Consider the following 16,686-nt stretch of genomic DNA (forward strand, 5'->3'; position numbering starts at 1 on the left):
AGCCATCAGGCCGCTGGCTGCTGGGCCAGCAACTGCGCCAGCCCGTCAATCGCCAGGCCATAGCCCAGCACGCCGAAGCCACACATCACCGCCTTGGCGGCGGCGGCCATGTACGAATGGTGGCGGTAGGCCTCGCGCGCGTGCACATTGCTGATGTGCAGCTCGATCAGGGTGATGCCCGTGCCCTTGATGGCGTCGTGCAGGGCAATGCTGGTGTGGGTGTAGGCCCCGGCGTTGATGACCACGCCCGCCAGCTCGCCCGCTGCGTGCAGGCGGCCCGCCTCGTGAATCCAGTCCACCAAGGCCCCTTCGTGGTTGCTTTGGTGAAAACGCAGCGCAAAACCGTGGCGGTGGCAGGCGTCAGTACAGAGCTTTTCCACATCGGCCAGGGTGGCCGCGCCGTAGACGGCAGGCTCGCGCGTGCCCAGCAGGTTCAGGTTGGGGCCATTGAGGACAAAAACGGTTTTATTGGCGGTCACAGACAAGTCTCCGGGGCAATGCGCCTGCCACGCTGGCAGGCCAGAGTGCGGGATTATGCGGCGCCCCCCAGCGCAGGGGCCGCCCCAATAAAAAAGCGGCCCCGAAGGACCGCTGTAAAAGGCAGCCTGTGCAACGCTGCCTGTGAGCGACTCGCGCCCAAGAGGTTGGTGACAAACCAGCCGCTGGGGGCTGATCAACGGTCCCAGTGGCGACCGTGGCCGTGCCCGTGGTGGCGGTGGCCGTAACCATAACCGCCGTAATACACCGCTGGGGGTGGCGTGTAGTACACCGGGGGAGCGTTGTAGTACACAGGGCGTGGAGGGGGAGCGTAGTACACCGGTGGGGGCGGTGCCACATACACCGGGGCGGGGGCGTAGTAGCCATTGCTGGCCCCCACCACCACGCCGGGCACGCCAATGCCCACGGACCAATTGACATCGCGGGCCTGGGCGGAGCCAGCACCGGCCAACAGGGCCAGCGCTACACCCGCCACAGCGGCCGCAGTAGAAACAGAACGGGTTTTCGTCATGGAAATCTCCTAGTGAATGAGGGCGGCCAGCCAAAAGGACACGCCTCACCGGTACACAACGCACCAAGTGCCTAAAAGGATGGCACAAAATCGTCTTTACGTTGTGTCTGAACGTACACGCGCTGGTTTTAATGCGTAAACCGTCACGAAACCGCCGCCTAAAATGGCTGGATGAGCACCCCCTCCCCCGCCAATACCGCCGCCACTGCCACTTCTGCGGCCCCTGAAACCGTCAAGCCCAGCAATTTTTTGCGCCAGATCATCGAACACGACCTGGACAAAGGCACCTACGCCACCCGCCGCTGGGCTGGCACCCCCGGCGACGCCGCCCACCACACGGCCGGCCAGCCCGACCCCGCCAAGATCCGCACCCGCTTCCCGCCCGAACCCAACGGCTACCTGCACGTGGGCCACGCCAAGAGCATCTGCATCAACTTTGGCCTGGCGCGCGACTACGGCGGCGTGTGCCACCTGCGCTTTGACGACACCAACCCCGAAAAAGAAGACACCGAATACGTCAACAGCATCATCGACGCCGTGAAGTGGCTCGGTTTTGACTGGACACAGATCGGCCAGACCCCCGGCAGCGCTGCCCCCTACCAGGCCAGCGACTACTTCGGCTTCATGTACCGCGCGGCCGAATACCTGATCGAAGCTGGCCACGCCTACGTGGACGAACAGACCGCCGAACAAATGCGCGTAAACCGGGGCGACTTCAGCAAGCCCGGCGTGGACAGCCCCTTCCGCAGCCGCACCCCGGCAGAGAACCTGCGCATCTTCCGCGAGATGAAGGACGGCCAGCACGAAGACGGATCGATGGTGCTGCGCGCCAAGATCGACATGGCCAGCCCCAACATCAACATGCGCGACCCGGCCATCTACCGCATCCGCCGCGCCACGCACCACAACACGGGCGACACCTGGTGCATCTACCCCATGTACACCTACGCGCACCCCATCGAGGACGCGCTGGAGCAGATCACCCACAGCCTGTGCACGCTGGAGTTTGAAGACCAGCGCCCCTTCTACGACTGGTTGCTGGAACGTTTGACCGAAGGCGGCCTGCTGGCCAGCCCGCCCCCCCGCCAGTACGAATTTGCGCGCCTGAACCTCACCTACGTCATCACCAGCAAACGCAAGCTCGCCCAGCTGGTGTACGACCACAAGGTCAGCGGCTGGGACGACCCCCGCATGCCCACCATCGTGGGCCTGCGCCGCCGTGGCTACACACCCGCCGCCATCCAGACTTTTGCCGAGCGCATTGGCGTGACCAAATCCGACAGCTGGATCGACTACAGCACCCTGGAAGGCTGCCTGCGCGAAGACCTGGAGCTCAAGGCCCACCGCGGCATGGCCGTGCTCAACCCCGTCAAGCTGGTGCTGACCAACTGGGACGACGTGATGGGCGCAGGCCACCTGGAGCCCTGCAGCCTGCCCGCCCTGCCCCACCCGCCCGAAGGCGTGGAAAGCCCCGTCCGCCACTTCACCATCGGCAAGGAAGTGTGGATCGAGCGCGAAGACTTTGAAGAAGTGCCCCCCAAGGGCTACAAGCGCCTCTTCCCCGGCAACAAGGTGCGCCTGAAGGGCGGCTACGTCATTGAATGCACCGGCTGCACCAAGGACGCTAACGGAGTCATCACCGAAGTGCTGGCCACCGTGGTGCCCAACACCAAAAGCGGCACCCCCGGCGCCGACAGCGTGAAGGTCAAAGCCGCCATGACCTGGGTGGGTGTGGCCGACGGCGTGAACGCCGAAGTGCGCATGTACGACCGCCTGTTCCTGGACGCCCAGCCCGACGCGGGCGGCAAGGACTTCATCGAAAGCCTGAACCCGAACAGCCTGAAGGTGGTGACCGCCATCGTGGAGCCGTCATTGGCCAATGCCCAACCGGACGACAAGTTCCAGTTTGAGCGGCATGGGTACTTTGTGGCGGACCGTATTGACCACAAGGTAGGAAAGCCGGTGTTTAACTTGGCGGTGGGGTTGAAGGATTCTTGGGGAAAGTAATTCTCCATTGATGAAAATGGCCGGCAGACTTTCAGCTTCTGCTGGCCTTTTTTATCGGCTGGAGACAGCTTGACCCGAAGCTGTCAGTGAATCACTCGCCTAAACCAAGCTCACGGACGTTGCCCATATTTGCTCATATGCCTCCACTTTGAGTGCAGCAATAGAGTCCGCCCGAATAATCTCGGCGGGAGCACGCTTCGCAAGATCCTTCAAGGACTGAGTAATCGTCCAGGCTTCTCGTTGATCTATGAAGATTGCCCGGTCATGTATAGATTTGGCAGGCGCCAGGCGAACACTTAATGGTCTTCTGTCTCCGTACTGGGAAATCCACTTTTCAGCGGCAGGTTTCAAGGTTGCTTTGTGATCAGCGGTGTCGGCCAAAAGTCTGAGGTGTACGCCCTCCGGAACAGCGAGACCAAAATCGACGAGAGCAGTTTGATCCAAATATGGATCAACGATCAGGACGTCTAGCTTTGCATCATCAAAAATTTTTGTAACCGCTGTAAATGCGTCAAAGCTATTCCCAACCGCGATAAAAGAACCACCAGATCCTGCCGGTAATTGAAGTTCGCAGTGACCAATCGCGCGATACAGAATCTGAAAAATCTGTGCAATGGCTGACGACCAACCCGCGGTTCGCAAACCATCCATTGCGCTTGTAAACGCGATGGCATCGTAGCCAGCACCGACATTGACGGCCTTGACCAGTGCGTGACCTCGCCCCAACCATTGAAGAACTGCTGGTTGACTACAAGCTTGATACGTAGACACATCCGGTGCCATCTCAAGAAGTCGACCGAGTTGCTGGTAGAGCCGAAGGTAATCTGCTTGCATTTGGAATGCTCACCGTTGGTGATTCGAGGTGGGGATTGTCTCCATCAAAACCTAATTCTCTTGACTTAATTCGCTGCGAACCGCCGATCTTGGTTGTATGCAGGCACGAACAGTACCCCCACGGATCACACGATATGGCGCCGCTATCACCGACCCAAATCCTCTACTTCTGGTTCGCCGAACTCACTCCCCAGCAGCACTTCGTCAAAGACGCCGCCCTGGACGAGTCCATCCGAACCCGCTGCGGCCCCACGCTGGAGGCCGCAGCCCGCTGTGAACTGTTCCCCTGGCGGGCTACCCCAGAAGGCCGGTTGGCAGAAATCCTGGTGCTGGACCAGTTCTCGCGCAATGTGTACCGCGACACCGCCCGCGCCTTTGCGCAAGACGCACTGGCCCTTGCCCTTGCGCAAGAGCTGGTGGCCAGCGGGCAGGACCGCAGCCTGCCCACGGCGCAGCGCGTGTTTGCCTACATGCCGTACATGCACAGCGAATCTGCCGTGATTCACGAGCAAGCGCTTGAGCTGTTTGCGCAGCCGGGCATGGAAAACAACCTGGACTTTGAGCGACGGCACAAGGCCATCATCGACCGCTTTGGGCGCTACCCGCATCGCAACGCGCTGCTGGGCCGCACCTCCACGGCCGAAGAACTGGCGTTTCTGAGCGAGCCGGGGTCGTCGTTTTAGGCATCGCACCAATTCGCTATATTCTTCATAGCGCCTACTGCTTATCAAACAAGCGTAGGCCAATATGGTGGTCAATGAGGTGCTCGATTAAACTGCGCCCATGCATCCCGCCATCGCCCAATACCGCTCCGGCATTGCCGCTATCTGCCAGCGCTACGGCATTCGGCGGCTGGAGGTGTTTGGCTCGGCGGCACGGGCCAGTGACTTTGACCCCGCCCACAGCGACGCCGACTTTCTGGTGGAGTTTGCTCCGGGTGTCGAACCCGGGCTCCACTCCATTTTTGGCGCCAAGGCCGATCTGGAAGCACTGCTGGGCCGGGGCGTGGACCTGGTGGAACCCGGCGCTGTGCGCAACCCGTACGTGCTAGCCAACATCAACCGCCACCGCGAGGCTGTGTATGCAGCGTGACCCGCGCGCCTTTTTGTGGGATGTGCGCGAGGCGGCTGCCGCCATTGAGTCTTTTACCCAGGGCATGGATGCAGCAGCCTATGGCGCCAACGCCATGGCCCAGGCGGCGGTAGAGCGCAAATTTGAAATCATTGGCGAAGCACTCAACCAACTGTCCAAGCTGGATGCGGCCATGGCCGCCCGCATTCCTGACCTGGCGCAGATCGTGGCGTTTCGCAACCAACTCATCCACGGCTATGCGACGGTGAACGTGGGTACTGTGTGGAACATCACCCAATCAGCCCTGCCCGCCTTGCTGCGCGCGGTACAGACTCTTCTGGAAGAGCAGGATTGAAACACCCCACCTTCGCCCACATACCGCCCGGCCCGCTGGCAGGGCCGTTGCAGCTGGTGCCCGTCAACGCTGGCGTGGTGTCCGTGCACACGGCCGATGGCGCGCATCTGGGTTCCCTCAAGCTGGTCGGCGGGGTCTGGAAGTTCAAGGCCATGGGCTACGACGCCGCAGGTCGCATGGAGCCGGGCCATGGGCCGCTGACGGAGCAGCACAACATGGCATTCGCGACGCTCGATGAGGCCGAGGTGAGTGCCCGGCTGATGGGCGCGTTGGGAAGCGCTGGGTAACGAGCGCCAAGAAAGCACCAAAAATACGAAGCCGCGCCGCACAGGGCCGCAACTCTCAGAGTTGCGCGTCGGCCAGCACAAACTCCACCGCCGCACAGGCCGCCGCCACCTGTGCATCAATGCACTGCTCGGGCGTGGCGCGGGGGCTGTCGGGGTAGACCTCCGTTGTGGTGGTGTAGCGCGCGCCGCTGACGCCCGCGCACAGGCCCCACTGCTTCATCGGGTAGTGGATGACGCCCGGCGCCACCACGGGCGTGCCGATGATTTCGTTCTTGTCATCCGCCGGCGCAATGTGGGTCACGCGGCTGACGGCCTCGATGATGGCTTGCTGGAAAGCGGGCTGCGGGTTGTCGGTGTCGTCCACCAGGTAGAAGCCGTCGGGGATGCTGCCGGGTTCAAACACCTTGCCGTCGCGCGCGGCCACGGCGGGGCGGTATTCGGATTCGTCGGTGTCGGTGGTTTCGTGCAGGTCGATGTGGGCGGCAAACTGGCCGTGCAGTGGCGCCACCAGGCGCATGAGGGCCGCGGACTCCTGAGCGGGCGAGCCGTCGCGGAACGACCGGTTGGGGTCGATGGCGTCAAAGTTCCAGCGCTGAAACCGCTCGTACGCCCAGGGGCTCACGCACGGCACCACCAGCAGATTGGCGCGGCCTGCAAAGCGCTCGGCCTGCGTGTCCACAAACCGCAGAGCGCCGTGCACACCGCTGGTCTCGTAGCCGTGCACTCCCCCGGTCACCAGCACGGTGGGCAGGCCGGGCTGCCACTCGCGGCTGCGCAGGGCCCGCAGGGGAAAGCGCTCTGCCGGGTGCTGTGCGTCGGCATAAATCACGTCGCCATACATCTCCACGTCAAACCGGCCCCGCAGTGCCTCGATGGCCGTGAGCACGTCGTCGGCGTAGCTGCGCTGGCGCACCTGGCGTGCGCGCCACTGGTCGCGTTCTGCCGCGCCCCAGGGCTGGCCGGGTGTGCCGATGGGATAGGTGGAGGTGGGTTGCATGGGTGCGTGGGATGGAGTGGCAGGTGAATGGCAGGCCCGGCGGCAAACGGGGCCGACGGAACGGACAACGCCAACAAGAGCGGCTAACAAAACTCAGCGAAGCGGTTCTGGCTAGGCGCTGTGTCGCAGGCAGTACGAGCAGTACGACAAGACACAGCAACGACGCCAGAAGAGTTTTGTTAGCCGCTCTAAGGCTTGTCGCAGGGCGTTCATAGAATACCGCGATGCCCTTCCCTTCGATTCGGCCCTTGCGGCTGGCGACCTCGTCGCTGCTTTTGCTGCTGTGTGCGCTGGCGCACGCACAGCCCGCCCCCCAACCCGCAGCTGCCAGCACCCCGGCCACGCGCCCGGCAGGCAGTGCCCCTGTGGATGGCACAACACCCACAGCGGGGGGCGCCGCAGCCGCCGCGCCCACAGCGGCCGATGCGGCCCTGCTGTCGCGCGACGCGCGGCGCATTTACGAGCTGTCGCGCGACAAGCTGGTGCAGATCCGCACGCTGCTGCGCAACGCCAACACGCAAGCGTCGATTGGCTCGGGCTTTTTTGTGTCGGCCGATGGGCTGATCGTCACCAACTTTCACGTGGCCAGCCAGCTCGCGCTGGAGCCCGAGCGCTACCGGGGCGTGTACGTGACGATGGAGGGGCAGGAGGGCGAGGTGGAGCTGTTGGCGTTTGACGTGCAGCGCGACCTGGCCGTGCTGCGCGCCAAAGGGCGCACGGCCGCTGCGCCTGTGCTGGGCTTTCGGCCCGACACCGACGCGCTGGCGCAGGGCGAACGCATTTACTCGCTGGGCAACCCGCTGGACATCGGCTTTGCCGTGACCGAGGGCACCTACAACGGGCTTGTCAAGCGCAGCTTTTATCCGCGCATCTTTTTTGGCGGCGCGCTCAACCCCGGCATGAGCGGCGGCCCCGCCGTGGACGACGCAGGCCGGGTGTTGGGTGTGAACGTTGCCAAGCGGCTCGATGGCGACCAGGTCAGCTTTTTGATCCCTGCCGAGTTTGCGCAGGCGCTGGTGCAGCGCGCAGCCAACGCCCAGCCCATCACCCAGGCCGCGCATGCCGAGATGACCCGGCAGCTGATGGAGCACCAGCAACTGCTGACGGACCGGTTTTTGAAAGCGCCGTTTCGTGAGCAGCGCCATGGCAACTACCGCCTGCCCGTGCCCGACGATGCGCTGGCGCGGTGCTGGGGATCGGGGCGTGACCCGGCCTTCCCCGGGCTGAACCTGGAGCGCACGCAGTGCCAGGCCGACAGCGATGTGGTGGCGGGCGACTTCAGCACCGGCGCGGTGCGCCTGTCTTACGAGGCCTACAACGCGCCCACGCTGGGCGCAGCCCGGTTTGCCCGCATGTACTCGCAAAGTTTTGCCAACGAGCGCCTGCCCACACGCGGCAACCGCCACCAGACGGCGGCCGAGTGCACCGAGCGGTTTGTGGACCCCGGCACCGTGCCGCTGCGTGCGGTGGTGTGCCTGTCGGCCTACCGCAAGCTGACCGGCCTGTACAACATGACGGTGCTGGCCACCTCGGTCAACCAGCCCACACGGGGCGTGCTGGGCCGCCTGGATGTGCAAGGCATTGCGTTTGACAACGGCATGAAGCTGGCCAGCCACTACCTCAAGGCCTTTCGCTGGGAGGCCGCACCATGAGCGCGATGCCGACCACCACCCTGGGGCTGATCGAGGCGTTTGACCGCCACGGCGCGCTGCTGGCGCGTGCGCCCATCACCCGCTGGCCCGTGACGGTGGGCCGCGCGCTGGACTGCGACCTGGTGCTGGACGACCCGTTTGTGGCGCCCCGGCACCTGCGCATTGACCGCGCGGTGGACGAGCCCCGCACCGTGCAGGTCGAGGTGCTGGAGACACGCAACGGCGCACGCCTGCAGCGCAAGCTGCATGCCCAGGGCGAACGCTTTGACTGGCCCGATGGCATGCCCATCGACCTGGGCCACACCCACATCCACCTGCGCCTGGCCGATGCGCCCATTGCCGAGGAGCAGGCGCTGCCGCAGTTTCCGTGGCGCACGGTGGGCACCACGGCCGCGCTGGCGGTGCTGGTGCTGCTGGCCGGGCTGGGAGAGTCGTGGCTGGAGGCACGCGACGCCGCGCAGTACCTGAAGTCGCTGCCCCTGTTGCTGCTGACCACGCTGGCGGTGGTGGGGGCCTGGGCGGGTCTGTGGTCCGTGGCCAACAAGCTGTTTGGCAGCCAGCTGCGCTTCTGGCGCCATGTGCGCATCGCGTGCGCCGCAGTGCTGGTGGCCGACGCGGTGCAGCTGCTGAGCTATCTGACGGCGTTCACGTTCTCGCTGGAGTCGCTGTCGCGGTTTGCCCCGGTGCTGATGGTGCTGGTGCTGGCCGGCGCGCTGTACGCCCACCTGGCCACCGTGTTGCCCCGCCGCCGCGTGGGCCTGGCCTGGGCCATGGCGGCTGTGGTGCTGCTGGGTGTGCCGTCGTGGTTGGGCGCGCAGTGGCTCAACCGCATGCGGCTGGGCAACGAGCTGTACATGAGCAGCCTGTTCCCGCCCGCCCTGCGCGTGGCCCCTGCGGTGCCGGTGGACCAGTTCCTGCAAGACGCCGATGCGCTGCGCGGCAAGCTGGACCGGCGCCTGCGGGATGACGGGCTGGCGGATGAGGACGACGAGTAGGTGACCAGACGGCCTGCTTCTAACCTGCCATTGCCCCATGCGCCGCCGCAAGCCCCACCACCACGTCTACGTGGTCGAGCTCTCCAAAGACGTGCTGCTGGAGCCGCGCTTTCGCAAGTGCAACCCCGGCTACATCGACGGCAAGCCCTGCGTGTACGTGGGCATGACGGGGCTGGACCCGGATGTGCGGTTTGACAAGCACAAGGCGGGCATCCAGGCCAACCGGTTTGTGACGCAGTACGGCCTGCGGCTGCTGCCGGACCTGTACGAGGGCTTCAACCCCATGACCTACGAGGAGGCCGTGGACCGGGAGATCGAGATTGGCATCGACCTGCGCTCGGCCGGGTTTGGGGTGTGGCAGGCGTGAGCGTGTGTTCAAAAGTCAGAGCCTGTTCAAAGTCTTGACCCCTTCGCGCATCCTTTAAGATTCCGCCCCGCTGATTCCGTTACTCACATTTTTATAGCTGCTCGCGCATGATCTTCTAGCGCTTGCGGCTCATTTCACTTGAATTTGACCGCCATGAACTTCGCAGACCGCCTGAAGCAACTCCCTTCCGCCAGCCACCTCGCCGCCCTGCAACTGCTGGGCGCAGACGGCCAGGTGCAGGCCACCATCGAGAACAAGCCCGGCCAGACCGGGTCGCTGGTGGTGTATGCCGCACTGGCGGCCCTGTATGGCGGGCAGATCACGCCTGCAGCCGCCAGCCTGGGGCTGGAGTGGTATGCGGAGCATGTGGCGGATGCGCGCGCCTTTCCGGGCAAGCACCCCAACATCGACCGGCTGCTGGCCTGGGCGCAGGGCAGCGAGAGCTTTGAGGTGCGCACCATCGCCGCCTGAGCCGGCGCCACAAAAAAATGTGGTGATGCAAAGGGCCGGTTGTCGAAAACGCACCGGCCCGTTCGTCGTAGAGGTGTGAACGCGTAAAAGCCCCAGGCCATTGACCGTCATGGTGTTGGAGCGCACGCTGTCATCCATCCACCCCGATTCCCGCAAGGAGACCCTGCATGACGACCCCCACCCCCTCCACCACCACCGGCACCGTCACCCTGCACCGCGTGCTGCGCGCACCGGCCGAGCGCATCTACCGCGCGTTTCTGGATGCCGATGCCATGTGCAAATGGCTGCCACCCCACGGCTTCACGGGCCGGGTGCTGAGCCTGGATGCGCGCGTGGGCGGCAGCTACCGCATGCAGTTCACCAACCTGAGCAGCGGCGGCACGCACGCGTTTGGCGGCGAGTATGTGGAGCTGGTGCCGGGCGAGCGCATCGTGCACACCGACCGGTTTGACGACCCCAACCTGCCCGGCGAGATGCGCACGACCATTCAGCTCAAAAAAGTGATGACGGGCACCGAGGTGTCCATCGTGCAGGCAGGCATCCCGGCGGTGATCCCCACCGAGATGTGCTACCTGGGCTGGCAGGAGTCGCTGCAGTTGCTGGCGCTGCTGGTGGAGCCGGAGATTCCGGGCGAGTAGCCCACAGGTCCACTGCGCCCGACCCAAGTCACTTCAAAGCCGTCACTTCAGCCACTTGTCTGCGGCCTGCTTGATGGTGCCCCGGCTGTCCACCAGGCCCCACACAAAGCCCATCACGCGCACGTAGTCGGCGTCGTCGGTGGGCAGCATGAAGCCCAGGTAGTTCTTGGGCGTGAGCGGTGCGTCCACAAACGCGGCGTGCAGGCGCGGGTCGGCCTTGGCGTAGTGCAGGGCTTCATACGTCTCGGTGATCATCACGTCGCCCTTGCCCTCAGCGATCAGCGCGGGGATCTCGGCGTTCTTGTCGTGTGTGCTGACCTGGGCGGCCTTGAGGTTGGCCAGCACATAGGTTTCGTTGGTGCCGCCGGGGTTCTTGATGACGCGCACGGTGGGCTGGTTCATGGCGTCCACGCTGGTGTACTTGGCCTTGTCGGCCGCGCGCACGAGGGCCACTTTGCCGAACGGGGCGTAGCCGGGCAGCATGTCAAAAATGCGCATGCGGTTGACGTTGCGGGTGATGCCGCCCACGGCCACGTCAAACTTGTCGCCCTGCAGGTCCTTCACCAGGTTGGGCCAGGTGGTGGGCACGTATTCGATCTTCACGCCCAGCTCCTTGGCCATGGTTTCGATCACATCGATGTCGTGGCCGCTGTAGCCCGCGTCGGTCTTGATGGCAAACGGGCGGTAGTCGCCGGGCGTGCCCACGCGGATGACCTTGGCCTCCATGATCTTGTCGAGCCGGGGGCCTGCCTGCGCGGCCGGGCTGAAGGCGAGGCTGGCGACCACGGCGGCGGCTGCGGCAAGGGCCAGGGTTTTCTTGATGATCATGGGCAGGTTCTCCAGTAGGTCAGAAGATGGGACAAAAACAGGCATTTCCGTGGCCCGCAGCGAATGCGGACTCACAGGGGCCTGGGCCAGACACGTTACAGCAAATGGCACGCAGTACAAGGGCACATCGGCGGCCCACGGTCTGCATCGCGACACGTTGCGCCCTGCATGACGCAAAGCCCATGCCAGACGCGAGAGCACGGAGTTCGCCCGGCGCAGGCATGAGCGCCTGCAGTCACAAATCCTTCGGATGCTCTAATTTTTATAGCACATTAGGCATATCCGTTCGGCGCCAGACATCCATCTGGCACCAAACTGGGTTACCCTGGCTGGTTCTGCAACAAGGATTCGCCATGAAAAAACTCAACGTCACCATCCAGCTCGAAATGACCGTGCCCGACAACTGGGAGCTGGTCGATACCTCTGAGGGCACGCCGGTCATCAAGCTGCCCGATGGCAAGTTCATGGACATCGCCATCGAACCCCTGTTTGCCACAGACCCCGAAGACCTGTGGGCCAGCACCGAAGACGAAGACGTGCTGGACGACATCCTCGACATGGTGGACAGCGAAGCCGTGACCTACGAGTTCGTGACGCACTGATCCATAAGCACGGCGGAGATGCCCGCCAGGGCAAACACTGCCCCGGCGGCGCACCGCAACCGCCGCCGCGCATCCACCACCGGCGACTACACTTTTGATAGCGCCTGGCGCATTGTTCACTGGCGCCAGCGGCTGATTTCATTCAAACATCGTCACAGCTGCGACCGCATCCAGCCGGTCAAGGTCTCGTGCACTTTCTCGCGCAGCGGGCGGTCCTGCCAGGCCTCGTAGGTCACGCGGCGTGACCGCCGGATGTCGTCTTCAAACACCTGAGTCTGGCGCTGTGCAAAGGCAGCGTCGTACACGTTCAGGTTGGCCTCGTCGTTCAGGCGGAACGAGCGGTTGTCAAAATTGGTGGAGCCCACCGACACCAGCAACTCGTCCACGATCATGACCTTGCAGTGGTACATGGTGGGCCCGTATTCGTAGATCTCCGCCCCGGCCTGCAGCAGCTCGCCCCAGGTGGCACGGGATGCGGCCTTCACCGTTTCAGTGTCGGTGTGCTCGCCGGGGGTAACCAGGCGCACGCGCACGCCGCGCGCCAGCGCAGCCATCAGCAGCTTGCGGGTCAGGTCGTCGGGCACAAAGTACGCCACCGACAGGTCGATGCTGCGCTCGGCCGCTGTGATGGCCAGGTGGTACATGAGCTGCATGCTCTCGCTGCCGCTCGATGGCGAGCTGGAGAACATCTGCGCCTTCTGCCCACCCGCCGGCGCAATGGCCGGAAAGTACGCCTCGCCATGCAGCACCTTGCCGGTGACCTTGAGCCAGTTGTCCAGAAACGTGGCCTGCATCTGCGCCACGGCGGGGCCGCGCACCAGGTAGTGCGAGTCGCGCCAGTGGTCGGGGTCTTGCGCGTGGCCCGTCCATGCCGGGGCAATGCCCACGCCGCCGGTAAAGCCCACCTGCCCGTCCACCACCAGCAGCTTGCGGTGGGTGCGGTTGTTCAGCCGGGCCAGGTTGTACCAGTGCGGTTTGTGGAATTTTTCAATCAACACCCCGGCCTCCTTCATCTCGGCCAGGTAGCTCTCTTCCATCTTGGCGCTGCCCACCCAGTCGAGCAGCACATGCACGGGCACACCGGCGCGGGCGCGCTCGCTCAGGGCGTCGGCAAACTGCTTGCCAATGTCGCCCGACCAATAGATGTAGGTTTCGAAGGTGACGCTTTTCTGAGCGGATTTGATCGCGGCCAGCATGGGCGGAAAAATCTGGTCGCCGTTGAGCAGCTCGGTCACCGCATTGCCGCCCACAATGCCCGGGCCCAGCAGACTGCCCAGGGCACGTTCGAACTGCGGGTGGGCGGCGCTGTACAGGCGCGGCAGCTGTTGCTGCACTTTTTTCTCGCCCGCCGTGAAGTTGAGTGCCAACAAGACAAGAGCCCCCGTGGCCAGGGCCGTGAGCAAGACAGTGAGCATGGTGGAACGGCGGCAAGGGGCGGCGGGTGGCATGGCGCGATGGTAGGTGCCGACATGCAGGCGCGATGTAGGCGGACGCCGCCAACACCGGGGGCACAATTGCCCCTGTCGGCCGCGACAGCGGGGCGCTTTGCACCCGTACCAGCCCCCCGCGCAGCCACTTTGTTTTTGTTCATGCCTTCCTCTGCCGTGTCTGAATCTGCCCGCCCTGCTTCCGCCCGCCCCGCCCTCTCCATCACCCGCCGCAGCGCCTTGATCGGCACGGCGGGCCTGCTGGCGCAGCCTGCCCTGGTGGCCCCTTTGCATGCCAAGCCTGTGCCACCCGCGCCCACGGTGTGGCCCCAGGCGCTACAGGTGCCCGGGGGCGTGGCACGGCTGTCGCTGGGCCCGGCGGCCACGCGGCCGGTGGCGCAGGTGCGCCAGGGCGAGGTGGATGTGCCGCTGCGGGTGGTGGGCGATGCCATCGAGTGGACGGCCATCGTGGGCATACCGCTGGCGGCAGCGCCGGGCGATGCCTTCATCAGCGTGCTGCCCGAGGGCGGCGGCAGCCCGCGCCTGGTGCACTACAGCGTGGCCCCCAAGCAATACAAGGAGCAGCACCTGAAGGTGTCGCCCCGCACGGTGGACCTCTCGCCCGAGGACCAGGCCCGCTACGAGCGCGAGCGCGACCACCAGGCCCAGGTGATGGCCACCTTCACCGAGCAGCCCGCCGGCGTGGCGCTGGCATCGCTGCGCATGCGCGTGCCCGTGCCGGGGCGGCGGTCCAGCTCGTTCGGGCTGCGCCGCGTGTTCAACGGCCAGCCGCGCAATCCGCACAGCGGCATGGACATTGCCGCCGCCACCGGCACGCCCATCGTGGCGCCGCTGCCGGGCCGGGTGATTGACGTGGGCGACTACTTCTTCAACGGCGGCACGGTGTGGCTGGACCACGGCCAGGGCCTGCTCACCATGTACTGCCACCTGAGCAGCATGGAGGTGCGGGTGGGCGATGTGCTGCAGGCGGGCGACGCGTTCTGCAAGGTGGGCGCCACCGGCCGCGTGACCGGCCCGCACCTGCACTGGGGCGTGATGCTGAACCGCACCATGGTGGACCCGGCGCTGTTCGTGCCGGCCTGATGGCGCAGGGCTTCATTACTATGCATTTGATAGCACCCAGCGCATATTGCACTAGCGCATCCGGCCCTTTTTGCTTGAAACCGCCCCCATGACCCCGCGCCTGATCCGTTTCAACAAACCCTACGGCGTGCTGAGCCAGTTCACGCCCGAGGGCAAGTGGCAGGGCCTGAAGGACTACATCGACCTGCCCGGCGTGTACGTGGCCGGGCGGCTGGACGCCGACAGTGAAGGGCTGCTGCTGCTGACCAACGACGGCAAGCAACAGGCCCGCATTGCCGACCCGCGCTTCAAGATGGAGAAGACCTACTGGGTGCAGGTAGAGGGCATCCCCAATGAGGCCGCGCTGGCCGCGCTGCGCAGCGGCGTGGTGCTGAACGACGGCCCCACCCTGCCCGCCCGCGCACGGTTGCTGGAGCCCGCCCCTGCGGTGTGGGACCGCACCCCGCCCATCCGCGAGCGCAAGGCCATCCCCACCGCGTGGATCGAACTCATCATCCGCGAAGGCCGCAACCGCCAGGTGCGCCGCATGACGGCTGCCGTGGGCCACCCCACGCTGCGGCTCATCCGCGCGGCCATCGGTCCGTACACGCTGGACGGGCTGGCGCCGGGCACCTGGGCGGATTGAGCCGGCAGGCGTGCGGGGTCTACGCGGCCACCGCCTGCATGCGCCGCGACAGCGCTGACCCGCGCGCGCGCAAAAAGGCCCGCAAGCCCTCGGCATAGTCCACACCCACGGCCTGCTGCACCGAAGGGCGTGCCGCCAGCGCAGCCCGCCACTGCTGCACCAGCGGCAAGCCGTGCCAGAGCCCCGGGTCATCCATGCCCGGCAAGGTGTCGATGACGTCGAAGTACCGGAACACCGGGCCGAACACCGCGTCCACCATGCCAAAGTCCGGCCCGGCAAAGTACGGCCCCGGCACGCTGCGCTGGCCCAGGGCCTCTTCGATCTGCACAAAACGGCTGCGCAGGTCCTGCGCGCGGGCCTGCAGCGTGGCCTCATCCGCCGCGGCGTAGAAAGCGCCGATGGTGTTCAGCACCGCAGAGCCAAACTCCATCCACGCCCGGTGGCGTGCGCGCTGCAGCGGATCTGGCGGGTGCAGCACGGGCATGGCCACCTCGTCCAGGTATTCGCAGATCACGGCCGACTCGAACAGGCTCTGGCCGCGCACCTGCAGGACCGGGGTCTTGCCCAGCGGCGAGAGGGCCAGGAACCAGTCGGGCTTACGGGCCAGGTCGATGGTGCGGCGCTCGAACGCCAGGCCCTTTTCGTGCAGCACGATGGCCACGCGCTGCACATAGGGGCACAGCGCGTGCGAGACCAGAGTGAGCGCAGCGGGCGCTGTGGTCTGGGCCATCACGACAGCAACCCCTCAGCCCGCAGCGCAGCCTGCACCTGCGGGCGGGCCGCCACGCGTGCCATCCAGGCCTGCAGGTCCGGGTAGGCAGTGAGCGGGATGCCCAGCAGGTGCGACCAGTTGACGATGGTGAAGCCATACGCGTCGGCCACGCTGTAGCCGCTTGCCAGAAAATCGCTGCGCGACAGCACGGCCTCCATCTCGGCAAAACGCACGGCCAGCTTGGCCTTGACGGCCTGGCGCGTGGAGTCGGCCGTCTCCTTGTGCCACAGCCAGGGGCTGAAGCCCTTGTGCAGTTCGGTGCTGACGAAGGTGAGCCACTCCAGCACGGCCAGCCGCTCGCTGGAGCCGGGCTGGCCGATGAGTGCGCGCGCCGGGTCCAGGTCGGCCACGTACTGCAGCAGCGCCGCTGCTTCGGTGTGGCGCGACTGGTCGGCCAGCTCCAGCAGGGGCACATAGCCGCGCGGGGAGATGTCGAGATAGTTGGCGCCGGTCTCGGTGGTGTGGTGCACCAGGTCCACCTTGACCAGATCGAACGCAACGCCGACCTCGCGCAGGGCAATGTGGACGGCGAGCGAGCAGGCACCGGGGGCGTAGTAGAGCTTCATGGGAACGGGGCTTTCTGTAAAAACGGTTGGAATATGTCGCCCCTTGGCAGCCACAGACACCCATCGGTACACGGCAAGG

21 protein-coding genes are annotated in these 16,686 nt (G+C 65.2%); 13 read left to right on the forward strand and 8 right to left on the reverse strand.

The genetic code is table 11. The annotated features are described in order from the left end of the window. Positions 1 to 5 precede the first annotated feature (5 nt). Entirely contained in the window at positions 6 to 479 is a 474-nt protein-coding gene (gene aroQ / locus ACTJKQ_RS17985) for a type II 3-dehydroquinate dehydratase (protein ID WP_116747514.1), read from the reverse strand. Positions 480 to 673: 194 nt separating this feature from the next. Beyond that, entirely contained in the window at positions 674 to 1,009 is a 336-nt protein-coding gene (locus ACTJKQ_RS17990; RefSeq protein ID WP_056064701.1) for a hypothetical protein, read from the reverse strand. A gap of 171 nt (positions 1,010 to 1,180) precedes the next feature. Between ACTJKQ_RS17990 and ACTJKQ_RS17995 the strand changes: the two genes are divergently transcribed. After that, positions 1,181 to 3,016: a glutamine--tRNA ligase/YqeY domain fusion protein gene (locus tag ACTJKQ_RS17995; RefSeq protein WP_440597629.1), complete on the forward strand. Its 1,836-nt coding sequence runs from the start codon at positions 1,181 to 1,183 to the stop codon at positions 3,014 to 3,016. A 99-nt stretch (positions 3,017 to 3,115) separates the two neighbouring features. Here the strand turns inward: ACTJKQ_RS17995 and ACTJKQ_RS18000 are convergent, their stop codons facing one another. Beyond that, entirely contained in the window at positions 3,116 to 3,850 is a 735-nt protein-coding gene (locus tag ACTJKQ_RS18000; RefSeq protein WP_440597630.1) for a hypothetical protein, read from the reverse strand. 134 nt (positions 3,851 to 3,984) lie between these two features. Between ACTJKQ_RS18000 and ACTJKQ_RS18005 the strand changes: the two genes are divergently transcribed. The 4 genes from ACTJKQ_RS18005 (at position 3,985) to ACTJKQ_RS18020 (ending at position 5,563) form a co-directional block, all read left to right on the forward strand. Then, positions 3,985 to 4,533, forward strand: coding sequence for a DUF924 family protein (locus ACTJKQ_RS18005; RefSeq protein WP_440597631.1), 549 nt, complete (start codon positions 3,985 to 3,987; stop codon positions 4,531 to 4,533). A gap of 100 nt (positions 4,534 to 4,633) precedes the next feature. Further along, positions 4,634 to 4,942, forward strand: a complete 309-nt coding sequence (locus ACTJKQ_RS18010) for a nucleotidyltransferase family protein (protein WP_440597632.1) — start codon at positions 4,634 to 4,636, stop codon at positions 4,940 to 4,942. Then, positions 4,932 to 5,276, forward strand: a complete 345-nt coding sequence (locus ACTJKQ_RS18015; RefSeq protein ID WP_440597633.1) for a HepT-like ribonuclease domain-containing protein — start codon at positions 4,932 to 4,934, stop codon at positions 5,274 to 5,276. Before ACTJKQ_RS18010 ends, ACTJKQ_RS18015 begins: the two co-directional genes overlap by 11 nt. Further along, positions 5,273 to 5,563, forward strand: a complete 291-nt coding sequence (locus tag ACTJKQ_RS18020) for a hypothetical protein (protein WP_440597634.1) — start codon at positions 5,273 to 5,275, stop codon at positions 5,561 to 5,563. The genes ACTJKQ_RS18015 and ACTJKQ_RS18020 overlap by 4 nt, the downstream gene beginning before the upstream one ends. A gap of 55 nt (positions 5,564 to 5,618) precedes the next feature. Here the strand turns inward: ACTJKQ_RS18020 and ACTJKQ_RS18025 are convergent, their stop codons facing one another. After that, complete coding sequence (locus ACTJKQ_RS18025; RefSeq protein WP_440597635.1) at positions 5,619 to 6,560, reverse strand: M14 family metallopeptidase; 942 nt, start codon at positions 6,558 to 6,560, stop codon at positions 5,619 to 5,621. Between the two features lie 224 nt (positions 6,561 to 6,784). Between ACTJKQ_RS18025 and ACTJKQ_RS18030 the strand changes: the two genes are divergently transcribed. From ACTJKQ_RS18030 to ACTJKQ_RS18050, 5 genes are all read left to right on the forward strand, one after another. Continuing rightward, positions 6,785 to 8,212 (forward strand): S1C family serine protease, encoded by a 1,428-nt coding sequence (locus ACTJKQ_RS18030; RefSeq protein ID WP_440597636.1) that lies wholly within the window; start codon positions 6,785 to 6,787, stop codon positions 8,210 to 8,212. After that, positions 8,209 to 9,207 carry an FHA domain-containing protein gene (locus ACTJKQ_RS18035; RefSeq protein WP_440597637.1) on the forward strand — a complete coding sequence of 333 codons (999 nt, stop codon included), beginning with the start codon at positions 8,209 to 8,211 and terminating at the stop codon, positions 9,205 to 9,207. Before ACTJKQ_RS18030 ends, ACTJKQ_RS18035 begins: the two co-directional genes overlap by 4 nt. A gap of 37 nt (positions 9,208 to 9,244) precedes the next feature. Beyond that, positions 9,245 to 9,574, forward strand: coding sequence for a hypothetical protein (locus ACTJKQ_RS18040; protein ID WP_015014990.1), 330 nt, complete (start codon positions 9,245 to 9,247; stop codon positions 9,572 to 9,574). Positions 9,575 to 9,727: 153 nt separating this feature from the next. Further along, positions 9,728 to 10,045, forward strand: a complete 318-nt coding sequence (locus tag ACTJKQ_RS18045) for a DUF2322 family protein (protein WP_440597638.1) — start codon at positions 9,728 to 9,730, stop codon at positions 10,043 to 10,045. Positions 10,046 to 10,212: 167 nt separating this feature from the next. Beyond that, positions 10,213 to 10,683, forward strand: a complete 471-nt coding sequence (locus tag ACTJKQ_RS18050; protein WP_440597639.1) for an SRPBCC family protein — start codon at positions 10,213 to 10,215, stop codon at positions 10,681 to 10,683. A gap of 42 nt (positions 10,684 to 10,725) precedes the next feature. On the opposite strand, the gene ACTJKQ_RS18055 is transcribed toward ACTJKQ_RS18050, so the two are convergent. Further along, positions 10,726 to 11,511, reverse strand: a complete 786-nt coding sequence (locus ACTJKQ_RS18055) for a transporter substrate-binding domain-containing protein (protein ID WP_199170829.1) — start codon at positions 11,509 to 11,511, stop codon at positions 10,726 to 10,728. Between the two features lie 353 nt (positions 11,512 to 11,864). Between ACTJKQ_RS18055 and ACTJKQ_RS18060 the strand changes: the two genes are divergently transcribed. Further along, positions 11,865 to 12,113, forward strand: a complete 249-nt coding sequence (locus tag ACTJKQ_RS18060) for a hypothetical protein (RefSeq protein WP_056064732.1) — start codon at positions 11,865 to 11,867, stop codon at positions 12,111 to 12,113. Between the two features lie 152 nt (positions 12,114 to 12,265). Here ACTJKQ_RS18060 and ACTJKQ_RS18065 read toward each other — a convergent pair whose 3' ends face one another. Next, complete coding sequence (locus ACTJKQ_RS18065; RefSeq protein WP_440597640.1) at positions 12,266 to 13,528, reverse strand: phospholipase D-like domain-containing protein; 1,263 nt, start codon at positions 13,526 to 13,528, stop codon at positions 12,266 to 12,268. A 174-nt stretch (positions 13,529 to 13,702) separates the two neighbouring features. On the opposite strand from ACTJKQ_RS18065, the gene ACTJKQ_RS18070 reads away from it, so the two are divergent. Both ACTJKQ_RS18070 and ACTJKQ_RS18075 read left to right on the forward strand, forming a co-directional pair. Continuing rightward, positions 13,703 to 14,644, forward strand: coding sequence for a M23 family metallopeptidase (locus ACTJKQ_RS18070; protein WP_099732173.1), 942 nt, complete (start codon positions 13,703 to 13,705; stop codon positions 14,642 to 14,644). 88 nt (positions 14,645 to 14,732) lie between these two features. Beyond that, positions 14,733 to 15,269, forward strand: a complete 537-nt coding sequence (locus tag ACTJKQ_RS18075; protein WP_440597641.1) for a pseudouridine synthase — start codon at positions 14,733 to 14,735, stop codon at positions 15,267 to 15,269. Between the two features lie 19 nt (positions 15,270 to 15,288). Here ACTJKQ_RS18075 and ACTJKQ_RS18080 read toward each other — a convergent pair whose 3' ends face one another. Together ACTJKQ_RS18080 and gstA are read right to left on the reverse strand one after the other, a co-directional pair. Further along, the gene (locus ACTJKQ_RS18080) at positions 15,289 to 15,999 is read right to left on the reverse strand and encodes a glutathione S-transferase family protein (protein WP_395453628.1); all 711 of its coding nucleotides are present in this window, start codon (positions 15,997 to 15,999) and stop codon (positions 15,289 to 15,291) included. After that, the gene (gene gstA / locus ACTJKQ_RS18085) at positions 15,999 to 16,607 is read right to left on the reverse strand and encodes a glutathione transferase GstA (RefSeq protein ID WP_440597642.1); all 609 of its coding nucleotides are present in this window, start codon (positions 16,605 to 16,607) and stop codon (positions 15,999 to 16,001) included. Before gstA ends, ACTJKQ_RS18080 begins: the two co-directional genes overlap by 1 nt. Between the last annotated feature and the right edge of the window lie 79 nt (positions 16,608 to 16,686).

It is taken from the genome of Acidovorax sp. 22279 (genome assembly GCF_052045435.1).
Lineage (GTDB): Bacteria > Pseudomonadota > Gammaproteobacteria > Burkholderiales > Burkholderiaceae_C > Acidovorax > Acidovorax delafieldii.

Excerpts from the sequence above, each read along its gene's own strand:
- ACTJKQ_RS17990 (WP_056064701.1), bottom strand. The coding sequence starts at position 1,009 with ATGACGAAAACCCGTTCTGTTTCTACTGCGGCCGCTGTGGCGGGTGTA.
- ACTJKQ_RS17995 (WP_440597629.1), top strand. The coding sequence starts at position 1,181 with ATGAGCACCCCCTCCCCCGCCAATACCGCCGCCACTGCCACTTCTGCG.
- ACTJKQ_RS18000 (WP_440597630.1), bottom strand. The coding sequence starts at position 3,850 with ATGCAAGCAGATTACCTTCGGCTCTACCAGCAACTCGGTCGACTTCTT.
- ACTJKQ_RS18005 (WP_440597631.1), top strand. The coding sequence starts at position 3,985 with ATGGCGCCGCTATCACCGACCCAAATCCTCTACTTCTGGTTCGCCGAA.
- ACTJKQ_RS18010 (WP_440597632.1), top strand. The coding sequence starts at position 4,634 with ATGCATCCCGCCATCGCCCAATACCGCTCCGGCATTGCCGCTATCTGC.
- ACTJKQ_RS18015 (WP_440597633.1), top strand. The coding sequence starts at position 4,932 with ATGCAGCGTGACCCGCGCGCCTTTTTGTGGGATGTGCGCGAGGCGGCT.
- ACTJKQ_RS18025 (WP_440597635.1), bottom strand. The coding sequence starts at position 6,560 with ATGCAACCCACCTCCACCTATCCCATCGGCACACCCGGCCAGCCCTGG.
- ACTJKQ_RS18030 (WP_440597636.1), top strand. The coding sequence starts at position 6,785 with ATGCCCTTCCCTTCGATTCGGCCCTTGCGGCTGGCGACCTCGTCGCTG.
- ACTJKQ_RS18035 (WP_440597637.1), top strand. The coding sequence starts at position 8,209 with ATGAGCGCGATGCCGACCACCACCCTGGGGCTGATCGAGGCGTTTGAC.
- ACTJKQ_RS18040 (WP_015014990.1), top strand. The coding sequence starts at position 9,245 with ATGCGCCGCCGCAAGCCCCACCACCACGTCTACGTGGTCGAGCTCTCC.
- ACTJKQ_RS18045 (WP_440597638.1), top strand. The coding sequence starts at position 9,728 with ATGAACTTCGCAGACCGCCTGAAGCAACTCCCTTCCGCCAGCCACCTC.
- ACTJKQ_RS18050 (WP_440597639.1), top strand. The coding sequence starts at position 10,213 with ATGACGACCCCCACCCCCTCCACCACCACCGGCACCGTCACCCTGCAC.
- ACTJKQ_RS18055 (WP_199170829.1), bottom strand. The coding sequence starts at position 11,511 with ATGATCATCAAGAAAACCCTGGCCCTTGCCGCAGCCGCCGCCGTGGTC.
- ACTJKQ_RS18060 (WP_056064732.1), top strand. The coding sequence starts at position 11,865 with ATGAAAAAACTCAACGTCACCATCCAGCTCGAAATGACCGTGCCCGAC.
- ACTJKQ_RS18065 (WP_440597640.1), bottom strand. The coding sequence starts at position 13,528 with ATGCTCACTGTCTTGCTCACGGCCCTGGCCACGGGGGCTCTTGTCTTG.
- ACTJKQ_RS18070 (WP_099732173.1), top strand. The coding sequence starts at position 13,703 with ATGCCTTCCTCTGCCGTGTCTGAATCTGCCCGCCCTGCTTCCGCCCGC.
- ACTJKQ_RS18075 (WP_440597641.1), top strand. The coding sequence starts at position 14,733 with ATGACCCCGCGCCTGATCCGTTTCAACAAACCCTACGGCGTGCTGAGC.
- ACTJKQ_RS18080 (WP_395453628.1), bottom strand. The coding sequence starts at position 15,999 with ATGGCCCAGACCACAGCGCCCGCTGCGCTCACTCTGGTCTCGCACGCG.
- gstA (WP_440597642.1), bottom strand. The coding sequence starts at position 16,607 with ATGAAGCTCTACTACGCCCCCGGTGCCTGCTCGCTCGCCGTCCACATT.